At 67.6% G+C, this 12,438-nt stretch carries 10 protein-coding genes; 6 read left to right on the forward strand and 4 right to left on the reverse strand.

Going from position 1 to position 12,438, the window contains the following annotated elements:
- Positions 1–303: phosphate acyltransferase (locus K0M70_RS10785; protein WP_290781867.1), on the forward strand; the 303-nt coding region annotated here is incomplete at its 5' end.
- 87 nt (positions 304–390) lie between these two features.
- A complete protein-coding gene (locus tag K0M70_RS10790; protein ID WP_290781868.1) occupies positions 391–906 on the forward strand; it encodes a hypothetical protein in 516 nt (171 codons plus the stop codon).
- A 132-nt stretch (positions 907–1,038) separates the two neighbouring features.
- On the opposite strand, the gene K0M70_RS10795 is transcribed toward K0M70_RS10790, so the two are convergent.
- A complete protein-coding gene (locus tag K0M70_RS10795; protein WP_290781869.1) occupies positions 1,039–1,425 on the reverse strand; it encodes an STAS domain-containing protein in 387 nt (128 codons plus the stop codon).
- Positions 1,422–3,872, reverse strand: coding sequence for a SpoIIE family protein phosphatase (locus K0M70_RS10800; RefSeq protein ID WP_290781870.1), 2,451 nt, complete (start codon positions 3,870–3,872; stop codon positions 1,422–1,424). Before K0M70_RS10800 ends, K0M70_RS10795 begins: the two co-directional genes overlap by 4 nt.
- 154 nt (positions 3,873–4,026) lie before the next feature.
- Here K0M70_RS10800 and aceE point away from each other — a divergent pair, with 154 nt between their 5' ends.
- Positions 4,027–6,711: a pyruvate dehydrogenase (acetyl-transferring), homodimeric type gene (gene aceE, locus K0M70_RS10805; protein WP_290781871.1), complete on the forward strand. Its 2,685-nt coding sequence runs from the start codon at positions 4,027–4,029 to the stop codon at positions 6,709–6,711.
- A gap of 137 nt (positions 6,712–6,848) precedes the next feature.
- On the opposite strand, the gene K0M70_RS10810 is transcribed toward aceE, so the two are convergent.
- Positions 6,849–7,238 carry a YbjQ family protein gene (locus K0M70_RS10810; protein ID WP_290781872.1) on the reverse strand — a complete coding sequence of 130 codons (390 nt, stop codon included), beginning with the start codon at positions 7,236–7,238 and terminating at the stop codon, positions 6,849–6,851.
- Between the two features lie 85 nt (positions 7,239–7,323).
- Positions 7,324–9,198: a S9 family peptidase gene (locus K0M70_RS10815; RefSeq protein ID WP_290781873.1), complete on the reverse strand. Its 1,875-nt coding sequence runs from the start codon at positions 9,196–9,198 to the stop codon at positions 7,324–7,326.
- A 312-nt stretch (positions 9,199–9,510) separates the two neighbouring features.
- On the opposite strand from K0M70_RS10815, the gene K0M70_RS10820 reads away from it, so the two are divergent.
- The 3 genes from K0M70_RS10820 to K0M70_RS10830 all read left to right on the forward strand — a co-directional run.
- Positions 9,511–10,485, forward strand: a complete 975-nt coding sequence (locus K0M70_RS10820) for a glutathione S-transferase family protein (protein WP_290781874.1) — start codon at positions 9,511–9,513, stop codon at positions 10,483–10,485.
- A gap of 107 nt (positions 10,486–10,592) precedes the next feature.
- Positions 10,593–11,585: a sigma-70 family RNA polymerase sigma factor gene (locus tag K0M70_RS10825; RefSeq protein WP_290781875.1), complete on the forward strand. Its 993-nt coding sequence runs from the start codon at positions 10,593–10,595 to the stop codon at positions 11,583–11,585.
- A gap of 79 nt (positions 11,586–11,664) precedes the next feature.
- Positions 11,665–12,438, forward strand: a 774-nt coding sequence (locus tag K0M70_RS10830; protein WP_290781876.1) for a hypothetical protein, incomplete at its 3' end; no start/stop codon positions are given.

Raw genomic sequence — 12,438 nt, forward strand, 5'->3', positions numbered from 1 at the left:
AAGCTGGAGGTGGAAGGCGAAATGCATGCCGACATCGCCCTCAACGCCGAGGCCCGCGAGCGCATTTTCCCCAACTCGCGCCTCACCGACCGCGCCAACCTGCTGGTGTTCGCCAACCTGGACGCCGCCAACGCCGCCTACAACCTGGTGCGCAGCGTCACCGACGGCGTCGGCATCGGCCCGATCCTGATGGGCCTGGCCAGCACCGCCCACGTGCTGACCCCGTCGGCCACCGTCCGCCGCATCGTCAACATGACCGCCATTGCCGCCGTAGACGCCCAAATCCGCTCCGCCCGCACCTAGAACGGGGTCAGGGTCACTTAAAAAGTGAACCTGACCCCGTTCCTGGGCTGTGGGTAGACTGGGCGGGGATGGGGCGAGGGAGGGGCCGTGAAACTGAAGTCGGCGATGAGGGTGGGTGCCAAGCAGTACAGCGCCGGCGACAAGGCGCCGATGCTGTTCATCTACCCGTTCTTTCTGTTCCACATGGCGATGTTCGGCTTCTCGGGCTTCTTCATGGCCTATGGCGCCGACGACGTCGACCTGGTCTTCCTCTACCTGCACGGCGGCATCGCCATCGGGGTGTATCTCGTCTTCTACCTGGCCATCTTTGGCCTGGACGAGGTGAAGTGGATGCTGATCAATGCGGGCCTGGGCCTGCTGGGCATCTGGGCCGAGATCAGCACCATCGTGGGCTGGTTCGGGAAAACCCTGGAAGACTTCTCGCCCTGGGTGCACGTGACGCCGTTCCTGTACTACATCCTGTACACGTTCCTGCTGCGCCAGCTGCTGCTGGACATCACCGGCTCACGCGACAAACCCGCCCGCAGGCGCCTGGTGGAAGCCGGCTACGTCCTGGCCTCGCTGATCCTCTACACCACCCTGCTGGTAACGGGATCAGCTTGACTTCCCGCGGCCCCGCGCCGGACGGTGGACAGGGGATGTTCTGGTAAGCCGCGGCCTGCGCGCGTTCGGTCTATCCCGGCGCCAGTTGCGCCGGATGCAGGGACAGCAAAGGTAAGCGAGCCTGACCCCGTTCTAGTCTTCGTCGGGGTCGGTGTTCAGGACTTTGCGCTGCATGGCGTCAAGGTAGGCGTCGGCTTCTTCCACGGTGGGGAAGATTTCTTCGAGGGGGACGGCTTTCACCACGTCGAAGACTTTCTGGATTTGTGGCTGGGGGTTCACCACCACCACTTTTCCGCCGTGCGCGGACAGGGCCTTGCGGGCCTTGAAGATGGATCGCACGCCGGCCGAGCTGATGTATTCCAGCCCCGCCAGGTCCAGCACCAGGGACTGAATGCCCGATGCCAGTATCGGCGCCAGCTGCGTGTCGAGCTCGGTGTGCGTGTGGGTGTCCAGCCGGCCGGCCAGGGCCAGGCGTTGGTTGCCGTTGGCGAGCGGAGCGCTTTCGATGGTCAGGCTCATGGGTTGTATTCCCGGTGGGTGATGGGCAGCGCCACGCGCAGCACATTGTGGTGGTCTTCGCGACTGTAAGCGACTTCTTCGGCCAACTCCCGCACCAGGTGCACGCCCAGCCCGCCGATGGGCCGCTCGCCGATGTCCGCGTCAAGGTCCGGCGCCGGCTGGCTCAGCGGGTTGAAGGCCAAGCCATCGTCGCGGAATTCCAGCGAAAGGCGGCTGCCGTCCACCGCCACCAAAAGCTCCAGCGCGGGGTCGCGGCCGCGCACCTTGCCGTGGCTCAGCACGTTGCAGGTCACTTCTTCCAACACCAGATGCACGTCATGCATCAGCGTGGCCGGCAGCCCGTGGCCGGCCAGCCCGGCGTCCACCTCGGCTATCAGGCGCCCCACCGCATCGGGCGGCAGCGGCGCGCGCAGGTAGGCCCGGACGCTGAAGCGTTCCTGTGCGCGCGGGTCGCGGTTGAAGCGCAGTGCGAACACCGTGATGTCGTCGGACTGCGGCGCGTCGCCCGCGAAACTGTTCACCGCGTCCACCACCCGCTTGCACTGTGCCTTCGCCCCCAGCGCCGGGTCGAGGGCGTCGAGCAGCCGCTGCGTGCCGAAGGCTTCTTCCCCGCGGTCGAACGCCTCGGTGATGCCGTCGGTATACGTAAACAGCGTGTCGCCGGGCAGCAGCCTGCCGCGCCACACCGGATAACTGTCGGCCACCGCCACGCCCAAGGGTTCTTCCGACGGCACCGGCAGGAACTCACGCCGGCCGTCGGCCCGCAGCAGCACCGGCGCCTCGTGGCCTGCACTGGCCAGCGAAAGCGCGCCCGTGCGCAGCTCCAGCACCCCGCACAGCACCGTGGCGAACATGCAGGTTTCATTGCCCCCCACCAGGTGCTTGGCGGCTTCATGCAGCGCCCGCCCGGGTGAGCCGCCCAGCTGCGCCGCCACTTCCAGCACCGTCATGGTGCGGGCCATGAACAGCGCGGCCGGCACGCCCTTGTCCGACACGTCGCCAATCACAAACCACACTGCGTCGCCGTCGCGTTCAAACAGATTGTAGAAGTCCCCACCCACCGCCTTCGCCGGCTGCAGCAGGCCGTGCAGCTCCACCTTGGCGTCGCCCACGTCGAACTCGGTGCCGCCCGGCAGCATGGCCAGCTGGATGTCGCGCGCGATGTTGAACTCGCGCTCGATCTTCATGCGCGCCGCGCCCATGTCGGCAATTTCCTCCATCTGCTGCTTGATGGACGAACGCGCACTGTCGAAGGCCCGCGCCATCACGCCCACCTCGTCCACCCGCTTCACGTGCTGCAGCGGAAAGTCGAACTCACCCAGCGCCAGGTGCTGCGCCGAGTCGGTGAGGTCTTCGATGGGCTGCGCGATCAGCCGCGACGCGCGCCGCACCAGCGCCATGCCCGCCAGCCCCACCAGCAGCCCCGCCAGCACGCCCCACATGGTGATGCGCCGCAGCTCCGCCAGCACGTAGCGGTTGGACGCCGTCAGCGAGAACGCGAAGCCCGTGTCCGCCACCGGATAGGCCAGCGTGAAGCGCTTCTCGCCCCGCGGCGCGGCGCTGCTGGCGTGGGCGGTGACGTGTTCGAACTCGATCGCCTGGCCCGCCTGCAGCGCCTGCAGCAGCGGCGCCAGGTCGCTGCGGCCGCCCTGCGTCACCAGCCGGGGCAGGGTGGCCTGCCCCCGCATCACCGGGTCGGGATGCAGCACGAACGCCAGCTCGGGCGACATCAGCACCGACTGCAGCGTGTCGTCCGCCGGCACCTCGCCCAGCAGTGCGCTGAGCCTGGACACCGGCACGTCCACGCTCACCATGCCGATGGCCACGCCCGGCAGCCCGTCCTGGGCCGGCCGCCGCAGCGGCAGGTTGTAAGTGATGTAGTTGGCCCCGCCCGTGGCCGCGTTGGCGTAGGGCTCCGACCACCACGGCCTGTCGCTGGTGGTGGTGCGGATGTACCAGGGCATCACCCGGTAGTCGTAGCCCAGGTCGGGCACCGACGATTCCGCCATGCCTTCGTCCGAGCGCCGCACGTACCAGCTGAAGCCCGGGTCGTCAGGCGAAAGACGGCCCGGCTCGATGATCAGCAGCGCGCCCACGATGGCGGGATCCGAAGCCAGGGCAGACATCAGCAGCACGCGCAGCCCCATGGGCTCGCGGCCGATGCCGGCCGCGTTGGCGGCGAGGTTCTGCGCGCTGACCTGCACCGAGCCCAGCGTGGCTTCCAGGCCGCGCGTGGTCTGTTCGGCCAGGCCGCGCATGTCGCTGCGGGCGGTGTCCACCAGCAGCCCGCGCATGGCCACGTAGAACACCAGCGCCAGCGCCGCCATCAGCAGCAGGCTGCTGATGCTCGACAGCAGCACCAGCCGGGTACGCAGGCTGTGCCGCCAGTCCACCTTGCGCGGCGCGCGGCGACGGATGGCGGCGGCTTTCCTGGGCTGGCTGACCATCTGTCCCCCGGGGACAAGACCTGGCCCAGCATAGCCTCTGGCGGCCGCATTGCATTCCCCCGCGTATGGGGCGGCCGGTCCCCGGCCTGCGCTAAACTCCGGGCAACACCAAAACAACAAGGCCGAGCCAGGCGCCGGCCACTAGGGAAGGGACATGAACTGGCTTACCGACGTACTGGAAAACGACCTCGACCCCACCGAAACCCGTGAGTGGATGGAATCGCTGAAGGCGGTGCTGGACACCGACGGCCCCGAGCGCGCCCACCACCTGCTCGAGCGCATGGTGGAACTCACGCGCCGCGCCGGCGGCCAGCTGCCGTTCAACCCCACCACCCAGTACATCAACACCATCCCCGCGCACCTGGAAGCCAAGAGCGACGGCGACGCGAACCTGGAATGGCGCATCCGCAGCATCATCCGCTGGAACGCGATGGCCATGGTGGTGCGCGCCAACCGCAAGCCCGGCGACCTGGGTGGCCACATTGCTTCCTTCGCCTCGGGCGCCACGCTGTACGACGTGGGCTTCAACCACTTCTGGCGCGCCCCGTCGGCCGACCACCCGGGCGACATCCTGTACATCCAGGGCCACAGCTCGCCCGGCATCTACGCCCGCAGCTTCCTCGAAGGCCGCATCAGCGAAAGCCAGCTCGACCACTTCCGCATGGAAGTGGACGGCAAGGGCATCTCCAGCTACCCGCACCCGTGGCTGATGCCCGACTACTGGCAAACCCCCACGGTGAGCATGGGCCTGGGCCCGATCAGCGCCATCTACCAAGCGCGCTTCCTGAAATACCTTGAACACCGCGGCCTGATCGAACCTTCCGACCGCAAGGTGTGGTGCTTCCTGGGCGACGGCGAAACCGACGAGCCCGAGAGCCTGGGCGCCATCGGCGTGGCGGGCCGCGAAGGCCTGGACAACCTGGTGTTCGTCGTCAACTGCAACCTGCAGCGCCTGGACGGCCCGGTGCGCGGCAACGGCAAGATCATCCAGGAACTGGAAGGCAGCTTCCGCGGCGCCGGCTGGAACGTGCTCAAGCTGGTGTGGGGAAGCTACTGGGACCCGCTGCTGGCGCGCGACACCGACGGCATGCTGCAGAAGCTGATGATGGAAACCGTGGACGGCGAGTACCAGAACTGCAAGGCGTTCGGCGGCGCGTACACGCGCGAGAACTTCTTCGGCAAGTACGAAACCACCCGCAACCTGGTCAGCAACCTCAGCGACCAGGACATCGCCCGCCTCAACCGCGGCGGCCACGACCCGCACAAGGTGTACGCCGCGTACCACAGCGCCGTGAACCACGTGGGCCAGCCCACCGTCATCCTGGCCAAGACCGTGAAGGGCTACGGCATGGGCAGCTGGGGCGAAAGCCTGAACCCCACGCACCAGACCAAGAAGCTGGACGACAGCGCGGTGAAAGCGTTCCGCGACCGCTTCCAGATTCCCATCAGCGACGACAAGCTGGCCGACGTGCCGTTCTACCACCCGGGCGAGAAATCGCCGGAAGTGGAATACCTCAAGTCGCGCCGCGAAAAGCTGGGCGGCTACCTGCCGCAGCGCCGCGCCAAGACCAGCGTGGAGCTGGTGGCGCCGAAGCTGGAGGTGTTCGACCGGCTGTTGAAGAGCTCCGGCGAGCGCGAGAACTCCACCACCATGAGCTTCGTGCAGTGCCTGAACATCGTGCTGCGCGACAAGCAGGTGGGCCCGCGCGTGGTGCCGATCGTGGCCGACGAAGCGCGCACCTTCGGCATGGAAGGCCTGTTCCGCCAGATCGGCATCTACGCCCGCGACGGCCAGAAGTACAAGCCGGTGGACGCCGACCAGCTGATGTACTACCGCGAAGACAAAACCGGCCAGGTGCTGGAAGAGGGCATCACCGAAGCCGGCGCCTTCAGCAGCTGGATGGCCGCGGCCACCAGCTATTCCAGCTCCGACCAGCCGATGCTGCCCTTCTACATCTACTACAGCATGTTCGGCTTCCAGCGCATCGGCGACAGCGCCTGGCAGGCGGCCGACATGCGTTCGCGCGGCTTCCTGCTGGGCGCCACCGCCGGCCGCACCACGCTCAACGGTGAAGGCCTGCAGCACGAAGACGGCCATTCGCATTTGCTGGCCGGCGCCATCCCGAACTGCAAGGCCTACGACCCCACCTTCGGCTTCGAAGTGGCGGTGATCCTGCAGCACGGCATGAAGCGCATGCTGGAAGACCAGGTGGACGAGTATTACTACCTGACCTTGATGAACGAAAACTACCCGCACCCCGACATGCCCGAAGGCGCGGCCGAAGGCATCCTAAAGGGCATGTACCTGCTGAAGGACGCCGGCAAGCCCAAGAAGGGCGAACTGCGCGTGCAGCTGCTGGGCAGCGGCACCATCCTGCGCGAAGCCATCGCCGCGGCGGAGCTGCTGGACAAGGACTTCGGCGTGAGCGCCGACATCTGGAGCTGCCCGAGCTTCACCGAGCTGCGGCGCGACGGGTTCGAGGTGGAGAGCTTCAATCGCTTCCATCCCGAGGCAAAGACGCCGCAGAAGGCTTATGTCACCGCGTGCCTGGAAGGGCGGCAGGGGCCTGCGATTGCGGCTACCGACTATGTGCGGGCGTTCGCGGATCAGATCCGGGCGTTCGTGCCGATGCCCTACACCGTTCTGGGCACGGATGGCTTTGGTCGGTCCGACACCCGCGCGAACCTGCGTCGATTCTTTGAAGTTGACCGCTATTACATCGCCCATGCGGCGATTGCGGCCCTGGCCGCCGAAGGAAAAATGAACGCCAAGGATGTGGCGCGGGCGCTGAAGCAATACAAGATTGATGCCGAGAGAGCTAATCCGGCATCCCATTGATGAGTGTCAGAGTCTGATGAATGGCGTAAACCGCGTGCACGAAATTCTCCGGGCGGTTTACAGCCTGAGCGGGCGCACCTCCTTTCAGGTGCGCCCGATCGACCTGGCGCGATCGCCCGAATCGCGTCCGGCGTGAATCAGGCCGAGGACGGTTCGGGCATGACCACCACCGCCGTCCCGTAACACAATACTTCCGTCAGCCCCGCCATCAACTCGGTGGCGTCGTAGCGCATGCCGATGATCGCGTTTCCACCCAGGCGGCGCGCGTCCGCCACCATGTCGCTGTAGGTTTCCTGGCGTGCCTGTTCGCACAGCTGCGTGTAGATCGTGATGTTGCCGCCGAACAGTGTCTGTATGCCGCCGACGAAGTTGCCGACGATCGACCGCGAGCGCACCACGATGCCGCGCACCACGCCGAGGCTGCGGACCACGCGGAAGCCTGGAAGCTCCAGAGCCGTGGTGACCATCGTCCGGTCGAGAGGCGGCGCAGTGGCGGTGAACTGGCTTGAGTTGTACGGGTCGGTCATCGGGCGCTCCGGGGGTGGGGATGGCATATCTTGCCCCGCCGCCGCGTCCCGTGGAGCTTAGGGAGAGGGCGCGCCAGCGGTGTCGTTACAGGTGCTTGCCGAAGAACCGCGCCAGCTCCAGTGTCGACCGCACGCGATTCCCCTGCTTTCGCCAGCCATGCCCCTCGTCCGGGAACAGCACGTACTCCACGGCCACCCCGCGCTTCTTCAGCGTGCCCACGACCTGCTCTGCCTCCACCACCGGCACGTTCGTGTCATTTGCCCCGTGCATCACCAGCAGCGGCGTCACCACCCGGTCCAGCTTGTGGATGGGCGAGAGGTCGCGCAGCAGCTGCAGCTGCGTCTTCGGATCGCCGTATTCGCCGGTGCTGATGGCGCCCATCCACGGCGTGCTCTGCGCGAAGAAGGTCTCGAAGTTCACCATGCCGAACAGGTTGGCACCGGCAGCGAACGTTTCGGGGTAGTCGGTGACGGCCACCATCACCACGTAGCCGCCGTAGCTGCCGCCCATGATTCCCAGGCGGCCTTTGGCGCCGATGCCTTCGTTGATCAGGAAGTCCGCCGTGGCCTTGATGTCCCTGTTGGCGTCGAAGCGGCCTTCGTGGTTGTCCAGGCTCATGAACTCTTTGCCGAAGCCCGAGCTGCCGCGGATGTTGGGCGCGAACACGGCGATGCCGCTGGCCAGCAGGGCCTGGTAGTCGGCGCGGAAGGCGGGCTGCTCTTGCCCTTCGGGGCCGCCGTGGAAGCTCAGCACTACGGGGCCAGGGGCTTTGAAGCCTTTGGGCAGGTACAGCCAGCCCGAGAGTTCCAGGCCGTCGTGGGCTTTGAAGGTGCGCAGCTCCGGGCGGATCAATTGGCTCAGGTCCACGCCGGGGCTGGGGCTGAAGGTCAGGCGGGTGTATTGCTCGGTGGCGAGGTCCAGCTGCCACAGGTCGGCCGGGGCGGTGGAGCCGCTGACGGCCATCACGATGCGGCGGCCGTCGGGCGCGTAGTCGGGGCCGCTGATCAGTTCGGCCGGGGCGTCGGGCAGTTCGCGGCGATCGCCCGTGGCCATGTCAATTAGCTCAAGTTCGTTCTTGCCGCCTACGTTCCACACCAGCAGGGCTTGGGTCTTGGCGTCGTTGAGCTTGAAGTCGGCCAGTTCAGCGTCGTCGCGCTCGGCCAGGGTCTGCAGGGGCGAGGCGCCTTTTTCCGGGTCCACCGTCACCTTCGCGAACACCATGCGGTCGCGGTTGACGTTGTGGGCCAGGTAAACGGTGTTGGTGTCCTTGCCGAACTCGCCGAAGCTTTCGGCGGTGCCTTCGTGCGGGGTCAGCAGGGTCTTCTTGCCGGTGGCGTCGGCGAGTTCGTCCACCCAAAGGTTGCTGTCGCCGCGGGTCACCAGGCGGTTGACCAGGGCGCGGTTCCACACCAGGTCGTCCAGGCCGCCCAGGCCGTCCATCTCGATCATGATCCGGGCTTCGCCGGCGCTGGTGTCGTACACCCAGATATCGGTGACGGCCGGATCGCGGGCGTTGCTGCGGAAGTGGTAGCGGAAGCCGTCGGCGAAATCGCCGGGGAAGGTGTTGGACTCACCTTCGTTCATGCGCGTTACCTGCACGCCGTCGGGGCTGCTCAGGAACAGCTGCGCGTTGTAGCCACCGCCCGGCGACACCGCATACGCCAGCTTGCCGTCGGGCGACCAGCGCAGGCCCGACACCGGGTCGCTGCCGTTGGTCACCTGCCGCGGGTAGCCGCCGCCGGCCGGAATCATCCAGGCCTGGGGCGAGCCGCTGATCGTGGTGATGTACGCGATCTGCGTGCCGTCGGGCGAATACTGCGGCGCGCTGGCGCTGCCCACCTTACCCATGGCGGTGATGCGGGCTTCCAGCGCGGGGTCGGTGCTGGTATCGGCGGCGTGCAGCGGCGCGCTGGCCAGCAGCAGGGCGAGGGGAAGGCTGGCGCGGAGGAGGGTGGGCATAGGAGGTTTCCCTGAGGTTCCTTGGGCCAACGTAACAGGCGAGCGGTACCGGCCGCTGCCATCAACGCCCACCGCGGAGTCGCCGCATGCCCCGAAGGCAAGGGAGGCTCTGACCCTGCTCAAGCGGGACGGCTGGGTGCAGGTCAGTCATACGCGAAGAGGACGACCCCATCCCCCCGCCCGTGGTGCAGGTGCAGTACGTGGACGTAGCGGCCTGATCGACTGGCCCAAGGCGGCGGCCCCCGGTCACGCGAGGTTGGGAGAGCCTGCGTTAGGTTCAACCTACCTCGGGCACACACGCGGGAGCACACCATGGGCATGCTGGTCGACGGCAAGTGGACCGACAAGGGCTACGACACGGAAAGCAACCAGGGCCGCTTCAAGCGCTCCGAATCGCAGTTCCGCAACTGGGTAACGCCCGACGGCTCGCCCGGCCCGGACGGCAAGGGCGGCTTCAAGGCCGAATCCGGTCGGTACCACCTTTACGTCTCGCTGGCCTGCCCCTGGGCGCACCGCACGCTGATCTTCCGCCGGCTGAAGGGCCTGGAGTCGCACATCAGCCTGTCGGTGGTGAACTGGCTGATGGCCAGGGAAGGCTGGAACTTCGCGCCCGGCCCCGGCGTGGTGCCCGATTCGGTGAACCAAGCGCAGCGCCTGTACGAGGTCTACCTGGCCGCCGACCCGGATTACTCCGGCCGCGTCGTGGTGCCCGTGCTGTGGGACCGCGATCGCGCCACCATCGTCAGCAATGAATCGGCCGACATCATCCGCATGTTCAACAGCGCGTTCGACGACATCGGCGCCACGCCGGGCGACTACTACCCGCAGTCACTGCGAGCGCAGATAGACGAAGTGAACTCACGCGTTTACGACCACGTGAACAACGGCGTGTACAAGGCCGGCTTCGCCACGAAGCAGGCGGCCTACGAAGAGGCCGTGGTGCCCCTGTTCGAAACGCTGGACTGGCTGGAACAGCGCCTGTCGCGAACCCGCTACCTGTGCGGCGACCACCTGACCGAAGCCGACTGGCGCCTGTTCACCACCCTGCTGCGCTTCGACCCGGTGTACGTGGGCCACTTCAAGTGCAACCTGCGCCGCATCGTGGACTACCCGAACCTGTCGGGTTTCCTGCGCGAGCTGTACCAGGTGCCCGGCGTGGCCGAAACCGTCAACTTCCAGCACATCAAGCACCACTATTACGAAAGCCACGACACCATCAACCCCACGGGCCTGGTGCCGCTGGGGCCGATCCAGGACCTGGATGCGCCGCACGGCCGCGGGCCCTAGCGCCGCCCCCGCAGGACTTCCAGAACCAGGCCCGGTCGGGGCCGCGCCCCATGTCACACTTCGCGCGCTCACTCGTTGTTACGGGTAACTCCCACCCGAGCGCCGCCATGACCCCCGACCTCCTCGAAAGCCTGATCGCCCGCGACCTGCCCGCCGCCCAGCGCGGCGACACCCAGGCCTATGGCCGGCTGGTCGGCGCCACCCAGCGCATGGTGGCCAGCGTGGCGCTGGCGGTCACGCGCGACGTGCACACCAGCGAAGACATCGCGCAGGAAACCTTCCTCACCGCCTGGCAGCGCATTGGCCAGCTGGGCAACCCGCAGAGCTTCCTGCCCTGGCTGCGCCAGGTCGCGCGCAACCGCGCCATCGACCACGTGCGGGCGCAGCGCTATCGCGAAACGCCGACCGATCCGCTGGACACGCTGGCCACGCTCGCGGTGTCGCCGCAGCGCGGCCCGGCCGAGCAGTTCGTCAGCGATGAAGACGCGCGCCAGCTGGCCGAAGCGCTCGACGAGATTCCCGAAACCAGCCGCGACGTTCTGCTGCTGTACTACCGCGAAGGCGAAGACACGCGCGAGGTGGCGGCGCTGCTTGGCATCACGGACGCCGCCGTGCGCAAGCGCCTGCAGCGCGGCCGCGACAGCCTGCGCGAGGAGTGGCTGCGGCGCTTCGCCGACACCGCCCGCAGCAGCGCACCGGGCGTGGCCTTCACTGCGGCATTGGGCCTGGCGGTGGCCGGCATGTCGCCCGCGCCGGCGGTGGCGGCGGGGCTGGGGCTGGGGGCGAGCAAGCTCGGCCTGGGCGGGAAGTCACTGCTGGCCGCCTTGGGTGCCTTCGCAGCCGCCATCGGCCTGGTAGTGGGCGCGGTGTGGCTGGAAACGCGCTACTACCTGCGCCGCGCCAAGTCCGACGCCGCGCGCCGCGCCATCAAACACAACGGCTGGCTGTACGCCGCCCTGATGTCCACCTACATCAGCCTGCTGGTGTGGGCGCGCCACGCGCAGTGGAGCGGCAACACCCTGCTGGCGATGGCCGGCGTGTTCTCGCTGCTCATCGTCCTGGTCACGCTGGAGCGCCGCCGGCACATGCGCCGGCGCTAGCCGCCGGCCGCTTGCCCTGTCCCCGGCCGGTTTTGCGTTTGCTGCCATAGGAGCGGCAACCGCTGCCCCGGGGAAGCGCATGTCAGCCATTCAATCCATCAGCCTGCGCCAGCAGCGCGCGCGCTACCTGATCCTGTCCGCGGCGGTGCCCGTTGCCTGGGCGCGGGCGAAGGCCCACGGCACGGTGGATGCCATCGAGGTGCGCGACGAGTGGATGCAGCATCTTGGAACGACTGCCCCCGGCGCGGCCCACCCCACCCACACGCTGCGGCTGTCGCCCGAACTGATGGAACACGGCTTCACCGATGTGAAGCCTGCGCCTGGGGACCCAACTTTCACCGCACTTTGGGACGCGCTTTCGCTCGACGGCGACTTGGTGGCGCTGATCGAGACACACGGCCGGGACGCGTCCATCACCGAGTGGATCACCTGCCTGACGGCAGAGCCGCAGGTCGCAGCGGTGGCGTTCGAGGGTCCGGGTTCTTTCCAGCAGATGCTGCAATGGCCGCTGCGCATCGGCATCAGCGCAAACGCCGATGGAGCGGCGCTGCGCACCCTGCTTGAAGGCGGGCACTTCTCGGAGCTTTACACGCTGGCCGACGCGGACGCGATGGAAGTTGATCTGTGGCTGGCCACCGAGAGCCTGGAGGACGCCGCCGCCGCTGCGCGCCCCGAATGCGCGGCGCTGCTGGTGCTCGGGCAGGCCGGGCCGGAGACGTCGCCGGTAAAGTGGGGATCGCTTCAGTGGCAGGCCAACGTCGCCGCGCTGGCGGCGTGCGCCCTGGCGCGGGAGGGATTGGGCCCCTGGGTGCACGCGGCGGTGGGTGTAATGGGCCCCGCACCCCCCCGGGCC

Source organism: Arenimonas sp. (assembly GCF_019459675.1).
In the GTDB taxonomy this organism is placed as follows: Bacteria; Pseudomonadota; Gammaproteobacteria; order Xanthomonadales; family Xanthomonadaceae; genus Arenimonas.